The organism is Pseudomonas sp. ICMP 460 (assembly GCF_002723595.1).
GTDB lineage: Bacteria > Pseudomonadota > Gammaproteobacteria > Pseudomonadales > Pseudomonadaceae > Aquipseudomonas > Aquipseudomonas kitaguniensis.
In genome coordinates, this window is record NZ_LKBR01000079.1 from 16486 (window position 1) to 35654 (window position 19169).

General features: G+C 60.7%; 16 protein-coding genes. 6 read left to right on the forward strand and 10 right to left on the reverse strand.

The window, feature by feature from the left end:
* Positions 1-175 precede the first annotated feature (175 nt).
* The 8 genes from AO240_RS26115 to AO240_RS26150 all read right to left on the reverse strand — a co-directional run bounded on the left by AO240_RS26115 (position 176) and on the right by AO240_RS26150 (position 10455).
* Complete coding sequence (locus AO240_RS26115) at positions 176-1753, reverse strand: flagellar hook-associated protein 3 (RefSeq protein WP_099240404.1); 1578 nt, start codon at positions 1751-1753, stop codon at positions 176-178.
* A 14-nt stretch (positions 1754-1767) separates the two neighbouring features.
* Positions 1768-3813 (reverse strand): flagellar hook-associated protein FlgK, encoded by a 2046-nt coding sequence (flgK, locus tag AO240_RS26120; RefSeq protein WP_099240407.1) that lies wholly within the window; start codon positions 3811-3813, stop codon positions 1768-1770.
* A gap of 10 nt (positions 3814-3823) precedes the next feature.
* Entirely contained in the window at positions 3824-5089 is a 1266-nt protein-coding gene (flgJ, locus tag AO240_RS26125) for a flagellar assembly peptidoglycan hydrolase FlgJ (RefSeq protein WP_058413207.1), read from the reverse strand.
* Between the two features lie 4 nt (positions 5090-5093).
* Positions 5094-6182 carry a flagellar basal body P-ring protein FlgI gene (locus AO240_RS26130; RefSeq protein ID WP_058413221.1) on the reverse strand — a complete coding sequence of 363 codons (1089 nt, stop codon included), beginning with the start codon at positions 6180-6182 and terminating at the stop codon, positions 5094-5096.
* Between the two features lie 27 nt (positions 6183-6209).
* Complete coding sequence (flgH, locus tag AO240_RS26135; protein WP_099240410.1) at positions 6210-6905, reverse strand: flagellar basal body L-ring protein FlgH; 696 nt, start codon at positions 6903-6905, stop codon at positions 6210-6212.
* A gap of 53 nt (positions 6906-6958) precedes the next feature.
* Complete coding sequence (gene flgG, locus AO240_RS26140; RefSeq protein ID WP_099240413.1) at positions 6959-7744, reverse strand: flagellar basal-body rod protein FlgG; 786 nt, start codon at positions 7742-7744, stop codon at positions 6959-6961.
* Between the two features lie 80 nt (positions 7745-7824).
* Positions 7825-8565: a flagellar basal body rod protein FlgF gene (locus AO240_RS26145; protein WP_058413210.1), complete on the reverse strand. Its 741-nt coding sequence runs from the start codon at positions 8563-8565 to the stop codon at positions 7825-7827.
* Positions 8566-8889: 324 nt separating this feature from the next.
* On the reverse strand, positions 8890-10455 hold the full coding sequence (locus tag AO240_RS26150) for a sigma-54-dependent transcriptional regulator (RefSeq protein WP_099240415.1): 1566 nt from the start codon (positions 10453-10455) through the stop codon (positions 8890-8892).
* 258 nt (positions 10456-10713) lie between these two features.
* On the opposite strand from AO240_RS26150, the gene phhA reads away from it, so the two are divergent.
* The 3 genes from phhA to AO240_RS26165 all read left to right on the forward strand — a co-directional run bounded on the left by phhA (position 10714) and on the right by AO240_RS26165 (position 13163).
* The gene (gene phhA, locus AO240_RS26155; RefSeq protein WP_099240417.1) at positions 10714-11505 is read left to right on the forward strand and encodes a phenylalanine 4-monooxygenase; all 792 of its coding nucleotides are present in this window, start codon (positions 10714-10716) and stop codon (positions 11503-11505) included.
* 108 nt (positions 11506-11613) lie between these two features.
* Positions 11614-11970 carry a 4a-hydroxytetrahydrobiopterin dehydratase gene (locus AO240_RS26160; protein WP_099240420.1) on the forward strand — a complete coding sequence of 119 codons (357 nt, stop codon included), beginning with the start codon at positions 11614-11616 and terminating at the stop codon, positions 11968-11970.
* Positions 11970-13163 (forward strand): amino acid aminotransferase, encoded by a 1194-nt coding sequence (locus AO240_RS26165; protein WP_099240424.1) that lies wholly within the window; start codon positions 11970-11972, stop codon positions 13161-13163. The genes AO240_RS26160 and AO240_RS26165 overlap by 1 nt, the downstream gene beginning before the upstream one ends.
* Before the next feature lie 98 nt (positions 13164-13261).
* Here the strand turns inward: AO240_RS26165 and AO240_RS26170 are convergent, their stop codons facing one another.
* A complete protein-coding gene (locus tag AO240_RS26170) occupies positions 13262-14071 on the reverse strand; it encodes a UDP-2,3-diacylglucosamine diphosphatase (protein ID WP_099240427.1) in 810 nt (269 codons plus the stop codon).
* Positions 14072-14222: 151 nt separating this feature from the next.
* Between AO240_RS26170 and AO240_RS26175 the strand changes: the two genes are divergently transcribed.
* Together AO240_RS26175 and AO240_RS26180 are read left to right on the forward strand one after the other, a co-directional pair.
* Positions 14223-15002, forward strand: a complete 780-nt coding sequence (locus tag AO240_RS26175; RefSeq protein ID WP_099240430.1) for an AraC family transcriptional regulator — start codon at positions 14223-14225, stop codon at positions 15000-15002.
* A gap of 82 nt (positions 15003-15084) precedes the next feature.
* Entirely contained in the window at positions 15085-15969 is an 885-nt protein-coding gene (locus AO240_RS26180; protein ID WP_099240433.1) for a DMT family transporter, read from the forward strand.
* A 3-nt stretch (positions 15970-15972) separates the two neighbouring features.
* On the opposite strand, the gene AO240_RS26185 is transcribed toward AO240_RS26180, so the two are convergent.
* Complete coding sequence (locus AO240_RS26185; protein WP_058413218.1) at positions 15973-16260, reverse strand: SelT/SelW/SelH family protein; 288 nt, start codon at positions 16258-16260, stop codon at positions 15973-15975.
* An 84-nt stretch (positions 16261-16344) separates the two neighbouring features.
* Here AO240_RS26185 and AO240_RS26190 point away from each other — a divergent pair, with 84 nt between their 5' ends.
* On the forward strand, positions 16345-18534 hold the full coding sequence (locus AO240_RS26190) for a patatin-like phospholipase family protein (RefSeq protein ID WP_099240436.1): 2190 nt from the start codon (positions 16345-16347) through the stop codon (positions 18532-18534).
* The last annotated feature ends 635 nt before the right edge of the window (positions 18535-19169 follow it).

The window sequence follows — 19169 nt, forward strand, 5'->3', positions numbered from 1 at the left end:
CACAAAGACCTTGGCGACGACCTATCCTTTTCACACGATACAGTGAAGATGCGCGGTATGACTCACAGGTCACTCAATTTTGTACGCTTTGTGCGAAACCAATGCTTACACATACGCCAAAAACGACAACGGCCCACCCCAGTTCGAGGTGAGCCGCTGGCTGGGCGCCGATCAATTACATCTTGTTGAACAGGCTCAACTGAGAGATTTTCACAAACGCCAGTTGCGAGGCTTGCAGCATGGTTTGCTGCAACGTGAGGTTGATCGCCGCCTGCGCCGTATCGACGTTGCCCAAGTCACTCATGGTGGTGGTGTTGGCCAAACCGATGCTGGTGTTCTCACTCGATTGTATATCCAGCGCATTTTGCCGCGCACCGACGGAGCCACGCACGTTGTCGACCTGGGAGCGCGAGTTCGCCAGGTTACCGACTGACGCATCCAGGACATCCTTGAGCTTGATGGTCGCCGTCGGGTTACCGTCCGACGGCTGTTCCAGGGCGTGGCGCAGCTGACTCAGGGTATCCAATGCATTTTGGGTTTTCTGCGTGCTTGCACCGACGGCAAATTGGTCGCCGGTCTGCGGCGTACCGTTGACATTAAAGGTCACCCCGGCCGCCGTGACGGTGGTACCGCCACCGGTGTCGCCACTGGCAATCGCCTTGCTGTTGGCGCTGTAAGGCTGGCTGAACACCTGATACGCCGTTGCGCTGGTAAATTTGATCAGCGCCCCGCTGTTGTTCGGGAAGGTGCTGGCGTAATCGGCCTGGTTCGTCACGCTGGCGCCGGTCAGTTGCGCCGTCGAGGTGTTGCTCGGCGTACGCGACACGCTGAAGGTGTCCGGCTTGCTTTGCAGGCTGAATGCACGGTCCTTGACCAGCGCATCAGAGTCGGCACCCGGCGCAGTTTCCCCGAGGTTCAGGGTGATATCAAACTTGACCCCGCGCAGGCTCACACTGGAGCTGCCTTCTTTGGTCGAATCGAACGTACCGTTACCGGCAACCTCGGAGGTGACATCGACGTTGTTCTTGTCCAGCACCGTGTATTGCGTGCTGCTGGTGAAGGTCAGCTTGTAAGGCTGGCCATCGGCAAATTTGTTGGTGTAATCAGGGCCGGACGTCACTAACCCGGCAGACATCGACACCTTGCCGTCATTCACCGTCGGCGGTATCACTGCCGCCTGGGTGCGGCTCGAATTCACCGCGCCTTCGAGAATGCTCTTGCCGGTATCACCGGCACTCACCCTCAGCGTGTCGGAAACCTGCAGGCTAAGCGGCGTTTCATCGCCCTGATAACTGTAGGTGCCGTCGTTGTTGCGGCTGTAGGGCGGGGTTTGGGTATTCGACCCGGCGAACAGATAATTGCCGGCGGAGTCTTTGCTGTTGAGCAAACCAAACACCTGATTCTCAATGGCCCCGACTTCGCTGGCAATCGAGGTGCGGTCCGCATCGCTGATCGAGCCACCGGCGCGCAGCGCCAATTCACTGGCGCGCTGCAGTGCATCGTTGATCGAGCTCAGCACACTTTCTTCGTTGGTCAGGGAGTTTTTCAAGCTGGTGATGTTGCCGTTGAACTGCCCCAGCATGTCTTTCTGCTGTTGCAGCATCAGCAAACGTGCCGCCGCGACCGGATCATCCGAAGCGGTTTGCACGCGAATGCCGGACGAAGCCTGGTCCTGGGCCTGCACCACGCTGGAATAGTTCTCTTGATACTTGGCGGTACTGGTTTCGAAATACTGCTGTGTAGAAATGCGCATCGCACCAGACTCCCTTAAAGACTATTGATCAGCGTGCTGAAGGTTTCTTGCGCGGCTTTGATGATCTGAGACGACGCAGTGTAGTACTGCTGGAACCTGATCATGTTACTCGCCTCTTCGTCGAGGTTGACCTGCGACACCGAGTTACGCGCGGTTTTGTTGGCCGTCAACACCGCGTTGGTCGCCGTGGTATCGGTAATCGCCGCCGCGGCCTTGGCACCCACGGTCGACACCAGGCGGCTGTTCGCCGACACCAGGCTCACCCCGCCGCCGCTGCCGTCTGCCAGACCGACCGTGGCCTTGGTCTGCAAATTCAGCAGTTGCTGAGCGTTGCGGTTATCGGAGACGCCTGACGCGTTGAACGAGAAACTGGTGCTGTCGTCTGCCGCCGGCGAGCCACCGACGGCGGTATCAAAACTGAAGCTCTTGGCCGGGCTGACCAATGCGCCGCTGGCATCACGCATCGGTACGCTGATACTGATGTTGTTGCTTTGGCCGCGCACGATGCTGCCAGTGCCAATCGAGGCGCCCTGTGCATCGCTGATCGTGTAGGTCTGCGTGCCATCCGCCGCTGGCTTGCCAAAGACCATTTTTACCGGCATCGAATTTTCGATCCCGGCGCGCAATTGGGCCGTATCGGCACCGCCGTGGATGTCGATCGGCAGGGTCAGCGTCGGCGGCGTAAACGTGCCGGTGCCCTGGTTGCTCTTGCCGCTTTCACCGAGCAACGGCCCGGCAAACCCGAGTTTGTTGGCATCGGTAAGGTCGGTGCCGATGCTGCTGGCGCCATTCGCGGTCGGGCTGACCTTGAAGCTGTCGCCCGCAGCGATTGGCCCGTTGCCGTCCAGGGTCAGGGAAAAACCGTCCATCACCGGTGGCGGCGTAGTGGCGGTGTCGAACGCGCCCATGGCCTTGCCGTCGGAGCGCTGCACGGTGTATTGGCTGGCGCTGGTGAAGGTGACCTTGTAGTCGTAGGTCGACAGCTTGCTGGTGTCTTTGATCGTGACGTTCAGGTTGCCTGCGCCGGTGCTGTTGCTCGCCGAGCCCTGGCTGCGCTGCGCGATGGCCGCTGCGCTGTTGATGTCGTTGAACAGCGAGGAACCGAAGTCGCCGTTCAAGTCCAGGCCCTGACCCAACTGACTGTTGACCGTGTCGGCGGTGGCAATCGCAATACGGCCCAGGTCATTGATGGCCGGCATCAACGCGTCGCTGCGATAACGCAACAGGCCGCCGATGCTGCCGCCGGTGAGTACGTTGCCGAGGTCTACGGCGGTGCCGCCGCCCACATTCAGCTGGATGGTGTTCAGGCTGCCGTCGCTTTTACTCGGCACTGCGGAAATCGTGTTGGACTGATCCCCGAGCACCAGCGACTGGCCGGTGCCGGTGCTGACGCTGAACACACCGTTTTTTTCACTGGCGGTCACGCCCACCAGCTCGTTGAGTGAGCGCACCGCTTCGGTACGCGCATCCAGCAGGCTGGCCGGCGACGTGTTGCTCGAACCCTGCGCCTGAGTGATTTGCTTATTGAGCGAGGCGATGGAAGCCGTCAGTTGGTTGACCTGATCACTCATGGTCTTCAACTGGCCGTTGATCGTGTCTTTTTGCTGGTTCAACTGCGTGGAGATCGAGTTGAAGCGGTTGCTCAACGTCTGCGCGCTGGTCAGCAGTACTTGCCGGGCAGACACGTCACTGGGGGTGGCCGCCGCCGTCTGTACCGCAGCAAAAAACGCGCTGAGCACCGAGGACATGCCAGTAGTCTTGTCCGACAGGGTTTTGTCGACGGCGCTGACCTGATCCGAGTAAGCCTTGGCGTCGCTGTTGAGCGAGGTGCTGTTCTGGTAGGCCGCGTCGAGAAAATCATTATAAACGCGGCGCACATCCGCCAAGGTGGTGCCGCTGCCGATGTATACGCCATCAAAGGGGTTCGAAGCGCCCGCGTTCTGGGTGGTCTGCTGACGCGAGTAGCCCGAGGTGTTGACGTTCGCGATGTTGTTACTCACGACCGACAACGACCCTTGAGCGGCATTCAGCCCCGACATCCCTATATTGAGCAAACTCATGGTTCAGACCTTATAAATGAGTGGTTGCGCCCGCGGCAGCGTAATTCTGGTAACTGTCCATCGTTTTGGCGATCTGCGAAATCTTGTTGGCGTAGTTCGGGTCAGTGGCATATCCGGCTTTTTGCAATTCACGCACAAACTGTTCCGGGTTATCGGCAGATTTCACAACTTCTTTATAGCGATCATTGCTTTGCAGCAAGGTCACGAGGTCGTGGAAGCTGTCCTGGTAAGAGTCATAGGAGCGGAACTGCGCCGTTTCCTTGACCATCGAACCATCGCGAAACTCGCTGGTAATCGCACGGGCCTGACCGCCCTGCCAACTCTGGCCGGCCTTGATGCCGAACAGGTTGTGGCTGCTGCTGCCGTCTTGGGCACGCATCACCGATTTACCCCAACCGGTTTCCAACGCCGCCTGCGCCACCAGGTACTTCGGATCGACGCCAATGCGCGCTGCGGCCGCTTTGGCCATCGGCAGCATGGTGGCGACAAATTCGTCCTGCGAGCTGAAGGCTTTTTTCGCCGGTGCCAACGGTGGCTGGGCCACGGCGCGGCTGTAAACCTGCATCTGCCCGGTCGGTGCGACGGCAAAACCGCGCGCGGCGCTGTTGACCACATTGTCTTCGGCGACACTGTTACGCAGCGGCGCAGCTTTGGGCGCGGTGGTCTGGTCGGTGCTTGGCACGATGCCCGCCAACAGACGATCCGTCAGCTTGCTCGGCAACGAGATACGGCGCTGGTTCATCAGCGCCACGTCGTTGGCGTGCGAACTGCTGCCCTCGGGCACCGCCACGCGGTACGCCCACAGCGGGCGTTCACCATTGGAGCGGCCCAGCGGGCCTTCTGCCTGAGTGCCCGCGGCAATCGCGGTGGGCACATCAACTTTTTTCACCGGCTCAGCCGCCGCCGGGCCTTGCAAGGTGGCCGCCTGAGCGTCCACCGGCTTGTTCTTTTGCATCTGACGCATCAGCACGTCGGCCAGGCCGATACCGCCGCCCTCGCGGGACATCGACACCGCCAGTTGCTGGTCGTACATTTCCTGGTACTGCTTGGCGGCCGGGGTGTTCATCGGGTTGTCTTTGCCCAGGGCTTCAGTGGCCGAACGCATGGACTTGAGCATCTCGCTCAAGAACAGCGACTCGAACTCCTGCGCCACCTTGCGCATGTTGCCTTCGCTGTTCTTGTCGCCGACCTTGAGCTGGTTCAACCGGTTCAAGTCGGAATAAGACCCCGAATCCGCCGTGCTGGTCAGGCCGCTGTTGCGCATGTCCATAGCCATGGCCTTAGATCACTATCAGGTCGGCTTGCAAAGCGCCGGCCTGCTTCAACGCTTCGAGGATCGCCATCAAGTCGCCCGGCGCTGCGCCCACCTGGTTCACCGCGCGGACGATCTCGTCCAGCGTGGTGCCGGGGCCGAACTTGAACATCGGCTTGGCTTCTTGCTGAGCGTTGACCCGCGAGCGCGGTACCACCGCCGTCTGGCCGTTGGACAACGCGCCCGGCTGGCTGACGATCGGGTCTTCGGTAATGGTTACGGTCAAGCTGCCGTGGGTCACCGCAGCCGGCGAAACCTTGACGTTCTGACCGATCACGATAGTGCCTGTACGCGAGTTAATGATGACTTTGGCCACCGCCTGGCCTGGATCGACTTCAAGGTTTTCCAGGATCGACAGGTAGTCGACGCGCTGGCTTGGGTCGAGCGGCGCGGTCACACGGATCGAACCGCCGTCGATGGCCTGCGCCACGCCAGGGCCGAGCATGTCGTTGATTTTATCGACCACACGCTTGGCGGTGGTGAAGTCCGAGCGGTTGAGGTTCAAGGTCAGGCTGTTGCCCTGGTTGAAACCGCTGGGCACGGTGCGCTCCACCGAGGCACCGCCCGGAATCCGCCCGGCCGACGGCACGTTAACGGTGATCTTCGAACCGTCGCGGCCTTCGGCATCAAAGCCGCCGACCACCAGGTTGCCTTGGGCGATGGCGTAGACGTTGCCGTCGATACCTTTGAGCGGCGTCATCAGCAAGGTGCCGCCACGCAGGCTTTTCGAGTTACCCATCGACGACACGGTGATGTCGACCACTTGGCCCGGCTTGGCGAACGGCGGCAAGTCGGCACTGATCGACACGGCCGCGACGTTTTTCAGCTGCACGTTACCCGAGCCCGCCGGCACCTTGATGCCGAACTGCGAGAGCATGTTGTTGAAGGTCTGCAGGGTGAACGGGGTCTGGGTGGTCTGGTCACCTGTGCCGTTAAGCCCCACCACCAGGCCGTAGCCGATCAACTGGTTGGACCGCACGCCGGAAATACTCGCGATGTCTTTCAGGCGCTCGGCCTGGGCCACAGCGCTTAAGGAGAGCAGGAGTGCCGCCGCCATCAGCTGTTTGAGTTTCAAAGTGGCCACCTAGAAAGGGAACAGCGGGCTAAGGAAGAAACGGTCGAACCAGCCCGGCTGACTGGCATCAGCAAACGAACCTGTACCCGAGTAGGTAATGCGCGCATCGGCGATCCGCGTCGACGACACGGTGTTGTCAGTGGCAATGTCATCGGCGCGCACCATACCGGCGATGCGCACCAACTCGTCACCGGTGTTGAGCGTCATCCATTTTTCGCCACGAATCGCGATGATGCCATTGGGCAATACGTCGGCAACCGTCACCGTGATCGAGCCGGTCAGGCTGTTGCCCTGCCCCGCCGCGCTCTTGCCGTTGGTGGCGCGGTCGCCGCTGTAGCCGGCGTCCAGGCTCAAGTCGCCGCTGCCCAATGGGTTATTGGTGTTGGGCAAGCCACCAAACAGCGAGGTCAGGCCGATGCTGGTCTTGCTGGTCTTGCCGATCTGCGAGTTGGCGTTTTTGCTGGCCTGGGTTTTCTCGTTCAGGGTGATGGTGATGATGTCACCGACCCGGAACGCCTTGCGGTCGCTGTACAGGTTCTGTTCGAAACCGGCCTGGTAAATCGAGCCATTGTTGGCAGCCGCAGGCAAAGGCGTGCGCGGCAACACCGGCGCGTAGTACGGGTCATTGGGTTTTGCGGTCGGGGCTACACAGCCCGCGAGCACGGCGATCCCACTCAATGCCAGAACAGAAACATAGCGATTCATGACCCTAACCTCACGGTGTCGCAGGCGCCTTCAGCGGCGCCCCATAGACTTGATTACAGATTCTGCGTTACGAACGAAAGCATCTGGTCGGCGGTGGAAATCACCTTGGAGTTCATCTCGTAGGCGCGCTGGGTGGTGATCATGTTGACCATCTCCTCAACCGTGCTGACGTTGGAGGTTTCCAGGGTGCTTTGCAGCGTGGTGCCGAAACCGTTCAGGCCAGGGGTGCCGACTTGCGGCGCGCCACTGGAGGCGGTTTCCAGGAACAGGTTGTTACCGATGGCTTGGAGGCCAGCCGGGTTGATGAAGTCGGCGGTTTGCAGGTTGCCGATCACTTGCGACGCCGGGTTGCCGGCCACCGTGATCGACACGGTGCCGTCGTTGCCGACGGTAAAGGTCTGGGCATTGTTGGGCACGACAATCGCCGGCTCCAGGGCAAAACCGTTGGCGGTGACCATCTGGCCGTTGGCGTCCAGGTGGAAGGTGCCGTCACGGGTGTAGGTGGTGGTGCCATCGGGCTGCAAAATCTGGAAGAAGCCTTTGCCGTTGATGGCCATATCCAGCGGCTGACCGGTTTGTTGCAGGTTACCGGCGGTGAAGTTTTTCTGGGTGCCGACGATCTGCACACCGGTACCCAATTGCAGGCCCGACGGCAGCTCGCTGTCTTGGGTCGACTGGGCGCCTGGCTGGCGTTTGATCTGATAGAGCAAGTCCTGGAACTCGGCGCGATCACGTTTGAAGCCCGTGGTCGAGACGTTGGCCAAGTTGTTGGAAATGGTCGTCAGGTTGGTGTCCTGGGCGGACAAACCTGTTTTGGCAACCCATAGAGCCGGAAGCATGCTGTTCTCCTTCGTGCGCCTGTTTGTTGGCGCTGCGCTGCACTAATTATTTAAAAGCCAAATACTCAATGACTCGGCTATCAGCTCATCGCCAGAACGCGGGTCATGGCCTGGTCGTCTTCTTTAGCGCTGTTCATCATTTTGATGTGCAGCTCAAACTGCTTGGAAAGCGACAGCACTGCGGTCATTTCTTCAACGGCATTGACGTTGCTCGCCTGCAGGAAGCCCGAGGTCAGCCTCACGTTGGCATCGACTACGGCCGGCTTGCCATCCTTGGTATGGATGGTGCCGTCCAGGCCTTTGGTCATGTTCTTGAGGTCCGGCTGGACCAGCTTGATGCGGTCCACTTCAGCCATCACCCGTGGGCCTTCGCCCATGGCGCGGATGCTGATGGTGCCGTCGGCACCGACTTCGATTTTCTGCTGCGGCGGCACGGCAATCGGGCCACCGTTGCCCATGATCGGCATGCCGTTGCCGGCACGCAGCACGCCCAGCGCGTCAACGTTCATGCTGGCGCTGCGCACATAGGCTTCGCTGCCATCCGGGGTTTGCACGGCCATCCAGCCGTCACCGCTGACGGCCACGTCGAGGTCGCGACCGGTTTCAATCATCGCGCCAGGGGTGAAGTCGGTCGCCGGCCGTTCGGTCAGGGCAAACGCCCGCGCCGGAAAGCTGTCACCAAACACCGGCATCGAACGTGCCTGCTCCAGGTCACGCTGGAAGCCGTTGGTGGAAATGTTCGCCAGATTGTTGGCATGGGCCTTCTGCGCCAGTGCGTTCTGGCTGGCGCCGGTCATTGCCACATAAAGGTATTTGTCCACGCTCTATCCTCTTCTGACGGACGCTTGCCGCCCACCGCTGTACTGATGAGGCTTAAGCAATTAGCGAACCAACTTTTTAAAATTGGCGAAGATTCAAGCGGGCCGGGGCTTTGCGGGGAGCGTTGAAGATTTCAGCGGGTGAGCAGAGTCGAAAAAACGGCGGACTACTGCCGCGTGCGGCAAGCAACGGCTGCCGAGCTCACGCCAAAGGTCAATTGTGGGAGCGGGCTTGCTCGCGATAGCATCAACTTGGTGTAACTGAGGGTCCGAGGTGTCTGCATCGCGAGCAAGCCCGCTCCCACAGTTGATCCAAGCAGACACTCGTTAGCTGCGATCAGCTTTGAGAATGCCGTAATCGCGCAGCTTGTTGGCGATGGTGGTATGCGACACGCCCAAGCGCTTGCCGAGTTGCCGGCTGCTGGAGTGTTCGGCATACAGGCTTTCCAGCACCGCCCGTTCAAAGCGCCCGACAATTTCTTCCAGCCCGCCCTCCAGCGAAAAATCGCCAAGCGGCTGACGCACCCCGTAATCTGGCAACCGGATATGCTCGGCCTTGACCATGCCGCCTTCACACAACGACACGGCCTGAAACAGCACATTCTCCAACTGCCGCACATTCCCCGGCCAGTGGTAATGACTCAGCCGGTCCATCGCCGCCGGCGCCAGCTTGGGCAGCGGGCAGCCGATCTGCCGGCTGGCCTGGTCAATAAAGTGCTCCACCAACGGCGCCAGCCCATCCAGGCACTCGCGCAACGGCGGTATGTGCAACGACAGCACATTCAGCCGGTGATAAAGATCCTGGCGAAACTCACCGCGAGCGCACAGTTCGGACAAATCCACCTGGGTTGCGCACATCACCCGCACGTCCAGGTACACCTCTTCATCACTGCCCACGCGACGAAAGCAGCCATCCTGCAGAAAGCGCAGCAACTTCACCTGCAACCGCGCGCTCATTTCGCCCACCCCATCGAGAAACAACGTGCCGCCCGCCGTCAGTTCAAGCAGCCCCAACTTGCCTTCCGCGCGTGCACCCTCAAAGGCGCCGGGGCCGTAGCCAAACAATTCGGTCTCGGCCATCGACTCAGGCAAGCCTGCGCAGTTAAGCGCCATCAACGGCGATTGCCCACGCGGGCTGGCGAGGTGGCAGGCGCGCGCAAGCAACTCTTTGCCGGTGCCGGTTTCGCCTTCTATTAATAGAGGCGCATCCAACGGCGCCATCCGCCGTGCTTCACGCACCACAGCCGCCATGACTTTGGAGCTTTGGAAAATACTGTCGAACCCGCGCAGCTCTTGCTTGCGCACATTGTAGATACGCTCGCCCACGCGGTCGGCACGGTGCAGGGTCAACACGGCGCCAGCCATGGCTTCGCTGTCGTCGTGCTCCCAGGATTGCAGTGGCGCAATGTCCGCCAGAAATACGTCACCCTTGACCTTGACCCGCAAGCCGTTGATCCGCGATTTACTCGCGCGCACCAACTCGGGCAAATCAAAGTCCTCGGCATAACGTGACAACGGAATACCCGGCACCTCGTCCACCCGCACCCCGAGCAACTGCGCCGCCGCACGGTTGGCGGCGACGATGGAGCCGCCCATGTCAATCGACAGCACCGGAAACTCCAGGGCACCGAGCAGCGCGTTTAGCTCCATATGCCGACGCTCGCTGGGCATCAGCCCTACCCGCTTCACGCCGAATACCCCGGCAATCGCCTCAAATTGCGGGCGCAATGCCTGGAACTGCATGTTCACCAGGTTCGGGCAAAACAGGTATATAGCGTTGCCATGTTCGCCGCCGACTTCGCCTTTGGCGACGTTGACGCCGTACTCCACCAACAGGTTGAGAATGTCCCGCAGGATGCCAATACGGTTCTGGCAGTGCACTTTGATACGCATGAGAACACCCGAAAAATGGCGAGGCGCCGCGTGTTTTTTGCAGCGCAACGCAGATAGTCGTCAAGATTATGTGACAGCACGTGACCTTTTCACAGCCCAAACCACACAACTCTCGCCGTATCGTAACGAATACTTTACAAAAAACACTGAATACGCCTGCACGCCGAGGCAGCAGGCCGATGGAATCCGCTGCATTGCGCGTTATCAATAGGCCTATCGCAGGACATAACAAGAACGAATGCCTAGCAGGAGAGCCGTATGAAGCAGACGCACTACGTGGCGCGTGAGCCCGATGCGCAAGGTTTTATCCACTACTCGCCGGAAGAACATGCGGTGTGGAACACGCTGATCACCCGTCAACTGAAGGTGATCGAAGGGCGGGCCTGCCAGGAATACCTGGACGGCATCGACAAACTCGGCCTGCCCCTTGAGCGCATTCCGCAATTGGGCGAGATCAACAAGGTGCTGGCCGAGACAACCGGCTGGCAAGTCGCCCGCGTGCCGGCGCTGATCCCCTTTCAAACCTTCTTCGAATTGCTCGCCAACAAGCAGTTTCCGGTGGCGACCTTTATTCGTACCCGTGAAGAACTCGACTACCTGCAAGAGCCGGATATTTTTCACGAGATCTTCGGCCACTGCCCGCTGCTGACCAACCCCTGGTTTGCCGAATTCACCCACACCTACGGCAAGCTCGGCCTCGCCGCCAGTAAAGAGCAACGCGTGTACCTGGCGCGCCTGTACTGGATGACCATCGAGTTCGGCCTGGTGGACACGCCGCACGGTCGACGCATCTACGGTGGCGGTATTCTGTCGTCGCCCAAAGAGACGGTGTACAGCCTGTCGTCCGAGCCGAAGCATCAAACCTTCGACCCGCTTGAGGCGATGCGTACACCGTATCGAATCGATATCCTGCAACCGCTGTATTTTGTCTTGCCAGAGCTTAAGCGCCTGTTCGAGGTGGCGCAGGAAGACATCATGGGCATGGTCGAACGCGGCATGCAGCTCGGCCTGCACGCGCCGCTGTTCCCGCCAAAGCCCAAAGCCGCGTAAGTGCTTGCCGCCTCTTAATGTTTGAGGCCGGGTGAGTCTGTTCCCCGGCCGCGCGTTGCTTTAGGGTGACGCCACTGACGACCGTTTTTCAAACTCAGGACATCCCACATGACTACCTTGAACCAAGCCCACTGCGAAGCCTGCCGCGCCGACGCCCCGCAAGTCAGCGACGAAGAGTTGCCAGTACTGATCAAGCAGATCCCCGACTGGAATATCGAAGTCCGCGACAGCGTGATGCAGCTGGAAAAGGTGTTCCTGTTCAAGAACTTCAAATTCGCCCTGGCCTTTACCAACGCCGTGGGTGAAATCGCCGAAGCCGAAGGCCATCACCCAGGCCTGCTCACCGAGTGGGGCAAAGTCACCGTGACCTGGTGGAGCCACTCCATCAAAGGCCTGCACCGCAACGACTTCATCATGGCCGCGCGCACCGACGAAGTGGCCAAAAACGCCGAGGGCCGCAAGTAATGCATTTCGATGCCATTGACCGCGTGCCCGGCGACCCGATCCTCGGGCTAATGGACCTGTACGCGCAAGACGCCAACCCGAACAAGATCGACCTGGGCGTGGGCGTGTATAAGGACGACCAGGGCCTGACCCCGATTCCGCACGCGGTAAAGCTGGCGGAACAGCGCCTGGTCGACACGCAAACCACCAAGACCTACATCGGCGGGCACGGCCAGGCGGCCTTCGGCACGTTGATCAGTGAGTTGGTGCTGGGCGCCGACTCCGCGTTGATCGGCGAACGCCGCGCCGGCGCAACCCAAACACCGGGCGGCACTGGCGCGCTGCGTTTGAGTGCCGACTTTATCGCCCACAGCCTGCCAGGCCGTGGGGTGTGGTTGAGCGACCCGACGTGGCCGATCCACCAAACCATCTTTGCCAAGGCCGGGATCAAGGTCAGCCATTACCCGTACGTGGGCGCTGACAATCGCCTGGACGTGGCAGCGATGCTCGCGACACTTTCCACAGTGCCCGAGGGCGACGTAGTGCTGCTGCACGCCTGCTGCCACAACCCGACCGGCTTCGACCTGTCGCAGGATGACTGGCGCCAGGTGCTGCAGATCGTGCGCGAGCGTCACCTGCTGCCGCTGATCGACTTCGCCTACCAGGGCTTTGGCGACGGGCTGGAGCAAGATGCCTGGGCGGTGCGGCTGTTTGCGGCCGAGCTGCCGGAAGTGCTGATCACCAGTTCTTGCTCAAAGAACTTCGGGCTGTACCGCGACCGCGTCGGCGCGCTGATCGTGTGTGCGGCGGACGCGGAAAAGCTCACGGATGTGCGCAGCCAACTGGCGAATATCGCGCGTAATTTGTGGTCGACGCCGCCGGATCATGGCGCGGCAGTGGTTGCGACTATCCTCGGTGATGCCGAGTTGAAGAAGGTCTGGAGCGGCGAAGTCGAAGCCATGCGGTTGCGCATTGCACACTTGCGTTCAGGCTTGGTCGAGGCGCTGGTGCCGCACGGATTGGCTGAGCGGTTTGCGCATATTGGAGAACAGCGCGGGATGTTTTCCTATACCGGTTTAAGTGCCGGGCAAGTGGAGCAACTGCGCGATAAGCACAGTGTGTATATGGTCAGTTCGGGACGGGCCAATGTGGCCGGCGTTGATGCAGCGCGGCTGACCTTGCTCGCGCAAGCCATCGCCGACGTGTCTAACTGAAACGGTGGGAGCGGGCTTGCTCGCGATGCAGGCCCCTCGGTACATCAGCAATACCCGGTTGATGCCATCGCGAGCAAGCCCGCTCCCACACAGGGCCTTTAGCCCGCAACCATCTGCGCTTTAAGCTGTGCCTGTTTAGCCTGAGCATCCGCCAACCGATACAACTCGATATGCCCGTCCCAGTGCTCGATCAGCGCCGTGCACGACTCCACCCAATCGCCGCAGTTGAGGTAATCCACCTCGCCCACCTTGCGGATCTCGGCGTGGTGAATATGCCCGCACACCACACCGTGCAGCTCACGCTTGGTCACTTCGTGGGCAATCGCTTCTTCGAAATCGCTGATAAAACTCACCGCCGTTTTGACCTTGTGCTTGAGGTAAGCCGACAGCGACCAGTAGCCATAACCGTAGCGCGCACGCCAGTGGTTGAGCCAGCGGTTCAGCGTCAGCGTGAACTCGTAAGCCGAGTCGCCGAGGAAGGCCAGCCAACGGTGGTAACGCGTGATCACATCAAACTGGTCGCCGTGGATGACCAGCAAGTGGCGGCCATCGGCAGTCACATGCACGGCCTCGTCAACCAGTTGGATATTGCCCAGAATGAGCCTGGAATAGCGCCGCAGGAATTCATCGTGGTTGCCGGTGACGTAGATCACCTCGGTGCCGCGCTTGGCCATGGTCAGCAAGCGACGAATCACGTTGGTGTGGGCCTGCGGCCAATACATGCCGCCGCGCATTTTCCAGCCGTCAATGATGTCGCCGACCAGGTAGACCTTATCGGCGTGGTAGCCCTTGAGAAACTGCGACAAGTGCTCGGCCTGGCAATCCCGGGTGCCCAAGTGCACGTCGGAAATCCACAAGGTACGAACCCGTTGTTTACGGCTGGGTTTGGCCAACTCGGCACTGGTCATGGGCATCCCTCGACGCTGTTTTCGCGAGCTTGCGCCTTGGTGGTGAATAGCCCATGACAACTGTGCGTCAGTCTGATGACAGCGCCCGCGCGCCGCGAAGCGTTGTAGACTGGTGACCTGGCTGCCCAAGACACTGCATCAGGAGACTGCGATGAGGCCGATGCTCACGCTGCGCCACTACACCGAAGCCCCCCTCGCCCACAGCCATGACCATGCGCAGTTGGTGTTCGGCCTGTCCGGTCATCTGGACATGCAAGTGGATGGCCGTGGCAGTCGGGTGCAACACAGCAGCGTGATGGTCCTGCCGGTTTCCACTCACCATGCCTGCGACAGCCGTGATGGCAGCCACTGCCTGGTGCTGGATGTGCCGCCCGAGCAATGGTTGATACAGTCGTTGGGCGAACATGCCGATGCCAGCCGCCGCTTGCTCGACCAACCGGCGCACCTGACACTCGACGCCCGGCAAAGCCAGTTGGTGCAATGGCTGGCGAGCGGCCCGGTGGATGACCCGCTGATTGTGCAGCAAGGTGCGGTGCTGTTGCTGGCCAGTCTTAATCCTGCGCTGGCGCCAACGGTGCCAGGCCGAAGGTTGCCGTATGCGGCGTTCAATGCGTACATCGAACGCCACGCGGCACACCCGCTGCAGGTGGCCGACCTTGCGCGGATTGCCGACCTGTCCGTGGCGCGCCTGCATGCGCGTTTTATCGCCGAATGTGCGCAAACGCCGATGGACTACCTGCGCAGCCGTCGCCTGCATACCGCGGTAAAACTGCTCAAGGAAACACCCTTGCCCATCGGTGAAATCGCCGCCCGCGTCGGCTACAGCTCGCAAAGTGCATTTGCCGCGGCGATGTTGCGTGAGTTCGGCGCATCGCCCGGCGCATTGCGGCGCTGCTCGCGGGCATCGCTCGCAAAGATAGTTTCGCGATAAAAATCGCTAGCCACGCGACAGACGCCCGCCTGCACAACCCTCTAGACTGCGATGCTGTTACTCCCGTTGGTTAAGGATCGCAATGACTCCCCGCTCAGCCCTCGGCGCCCTGCATATCGGTGCATTGATGTTTGGCCTCACCGGCGTATTCGGCAAGTTGGCCGCCGCCTCGCCCGCCATTATCGTGTTTGGCCGCGCCGCGTTCGCGGTGATTGCCCTGGCGGTATTTGCGCGATTTGCCAGCAACACCGCCTGGAAAAAACTCGAGAGGCGCGACTGGCGCCGCCTGCTGATCAGCGGCGTATTGCTCGCAGCGCATTGGGTGACCTTTTTTATGGCCGTCAAGGTCGGCGGTGTAGCCGTCGCCACGCTTGGGTTTACCGCCTTCCCGGCCTTTACCGTGATTCTCGAAGGGCTGATCTTCCGCGAGCGCATTCGGGCCAATGAAGTGCTGCTGGTGGCGCTGGTCAGCGTGGGACTGGTGCTGGTGACGCCAGACTTCAACCTCGCCAGCGAGGCCACCGGCGGCTTGCTTTGGGGCATCGCCTCGGGCCTGCTGTTTTCGCTGTTGTCGCTGAACAACCGCGCCAGCTCCGGGCGAATTCCGGCGGTACAGGCAGCGTTGTGCCAGAACGTGGTGGTTGCCGCGTTGCTATTGCCCGTGGCCGCGCCGGGGCTCGCGGATGTGCGCGCCATTGACTGGCTGTGGATTGGCCTGCTCGGGGTGTTCTGTACCGGCCTGGCGCACAGCCTGTTTGTGGCCGCGCTGGCGGTGATCAAGGCGCGCACCGCGTCGGTGGTGTTTGCGATGGAGCCGATCTACGGCATCACCATGGCCTGGCTGTTGTTTGCCGAAACCCCGACCTTGCGCATGCTGCTGGGCGGCGCGCTGATTATCGTCGCCATCGTGCTTTCGGGCCTGATGGGCAGCGCCAGTCAGGCCAAACAGCCAACGGCAACCGCCTGACGTTCAGGCTGTGCGGTCGTTGTGTCCCAAATCGCGCTGCGGGTCGATCTGGTCACGCACGCGCTGCTTGAGCGCCTTGGCTTCCGGAAACCCGCCATCGGCCTTGCGCTCCCAAATTTGCACGCCATCGCAGGTGATGCGAAACGCGCCGCCGGTGGCCGGTTCCAGCGCCACACGGCCAAGGTCATCGGCAAACGTACTCAACAATTCCTGAGCCAGCCACGCAGCGCGCAGCAGCCACTGACACTGGGTGCAATAGGTGATGACGATCTCGGGTTTGCTCGGCGACATAATTTGAGAGGTTCCTGGCGTAACGGGCTAGGTGGATCGAGCGGCTATAATAGCGACCTTTATCGCCCAGCCTCGAGATTCATGATGCGCCGCCTGCTGTCCTGCCTGTTTCTGTGCCTGCTCCCCCACCTCGCCACTGCGCTCGAAAACCCACGCCCCAAAATCGGCCTGGTGCTGTCGGGCGGCGCCGCCCGTGGCCTGGCGCACATTGGTGTGCTCAAGGCCCTGGAAGAACAAGGCATTCAAATCGATGCGATTGCCGGCACCAGCATGGGCGCGGTGATTGGCGGGCTGTATGCCTCGGGCTACAAGATCGATGAGCTGGAAAAGCTCGCGCTGAGTATTGATTGGCAACGGGCGTTGTCCGACGCACCACCGCGTGAAGATGTACCGTTTCGACGCAAACAGGATGACCGGGATTTCCTGGTCAAGCAGAAGCTCAGTTTCCGCGATGACGGCAGCCTCGGTTTGCCACTCGGGGTTATCCAGGGCCAGAACCTGGCGTTGCTCCTCGAAAGCATGTTCGCCCACAGCAGCAACACGCGTAACTTCGACAAGCTGCCAATCCCCTTCCGCGCCGTGGCCACCGACATCACCAGCGGTGAAAAAGTGGTGTTCAGCAAAGGCCACCTGCCGCAAGTGATCCGCGCCAGCATGTCGATCCCTGCCGTGTTTGCACCGGTGGAGATAGACGGCCGGCTGCTGGTGGACGGTGGCATGACCGACAACATCCCGCTGGATGTGGCGCGCGAGATGGGCGTCGACATCGCCATCGTGGTCGACATCGGCACCCCGCTGCGTTCGCGCAAACAACTGGCCACCGTGGTCGACGTGCTGAACCAGTCCATCACCCTGATGACCCGGCGCAATTCCGAAGAACAACTCAAGGCCTTGCACCCCAAAGACGTGTTGATTCAGCCACCCCTGGCGGCCTTCGGCGTGACGGACTTCGGCCGCGCCAAAGACATGATCGACGCGGGCTACCGCGCCACCCGTGCACTTGACCTACGCCTGGCGCACTTGCGCCCCGCCGAACCGGTCGACCCGCAGTTGGTGGCCGCACGCGCACCCAGTGAACGTACCCCGACGATCACGGCGATTACCGTAGAAAACGACTCGAAAGTCAGCGACGACGTGATCCGCTACTACATCCGCCAGCCCCTCGGTGAGCCCCTGAACCTGGGCCGCCTGCAAACCGACATGGGCACGCTGTACGGCCTGGACTACTTCGAACAGGTGCAATACAGCGTGGTGAAAAAAGGCCAGGACAACACCTTGGTGATCAGCGCGCGCGGCAAACGCAGCGGCACCGATTACCTGCGCCTGGGCCTGAGCCTGTCGGATGACATGCGCGGCGACAGCGCCTTCAACATCGGCGCCAGTTACCGCATGAACGGCATCAACCGCCTCGGCGCCGAGTGGCTGACGCGGGTGCAGATCGGTGATCGCCAAGAGCTGTACAGCGAGTTCTACCAACCGATGGACACCGGCTCACGCTACTTCGTCGCGCCCTATATCAGTGCCCAGGCGCAGAACGTTGAACTGATTCTGGACAACGACCCCATCTCTGAATACCGCCTGGAACGCTACGGTTTTGGCTTGAATGTGGGCCGGCAGATCGGCAACAGCGGCGAGATTCGCTTCGGCGTCGGCGAAGCCTGGGGCAAGGCAGACGTGCGCATCGGCGACCGCGACCTGCCGAGCGTGAGCTTCAACGAAGGCTTCTATGAACTGAAATACTCGTTCGACTCGCTGGATAACGTGTACTTCCCGCATACCGGCGAAGACATCGGCCTGGCCTACCGCGAGTTTGAGCCAGGCTTGGGCTCGGACCAACGCTACCGGCAGTGGGAGTTCAAGCTGGACAAGGCCATGAGCCACGGCCCGGACACGCTGATACTGGGCGGTCGCTACGGGCGTACCCTGGATAAATCCGACGTGGTGGTATCCAGCTTCCTGCTCGGCGGTGCGCGGCAATTGTCGGGCTTTCGCCAAGACGCGATTTCCGGGCAGAACATCGCCCTGATGCGCGCGGTGTACTACCGCCGCCTGACGCCGCGCTCGTACCTGCCGCTGGATTTCCCGCTGTACCTCGGGGCATCGCTGGAACGTGGCCGGGCCTGGAACAACGACAATCAGTTCGACAGTGGCTACATCAACGCCGCGAGTGTTTTCCTGGGGTTTGATACGCCGCTGGGGCCACTGAATTTCAGCTATGGCTTTAATGATGACAACCAGCAGGCGGTGTATTTGAACCTGGGGCAAACGTTCTAAAAGGCGGACACACAACTAATGTGGGAGCGGGCTTGCTCGCGATGCAGGCACCTTGGTGCATCAGGTACACCGAGTTGATGCAATCGGGAGCAAGCCCCCTCCCACAAAAAGCAAAAAAAGCAAAAAAAGCAGATCTGCTGTGTACTCAAGACCCGCCTTTGATCTGCTTCTGATCTGCTTCAACCACTCAGGTCGGCTTTCAGGCCGCCGTGCTCTTGCTCTTGATCTACAAGACCCGCCTTTGATCTGCTTCTGATCTGCTTCAACCACTCAGGTCGGCTTTCAGGCCGCCGTGCTCTTGCTCTTGATCTGCTTTTGATCTGAGAAGCGCCCCGTTAAACCACGATGGCCGCACGCAGGCTTGAATCCGTGGGTAACCCGGCAGGACGCCGGGTTAGCCGCGCTGGGCCAAGGATGGCCCATCGCGGCGGCCCACGGATTCAAGCCTGTGTGCGGGCATGCCGAGCCTAAGCGAGGCACCGAGTGGTGGGGCAAGAGCGTTTTGGTTACTTTTGCGCTGTTCAAAAGTGACTCGCTGTAAGAGCGAAACCGATACAAGCCATAACCAAAATACCGGATATATACCCAACCTTATCAACACCCCAAGCCCGCTCGCTGCGCGACAGCGCCACATC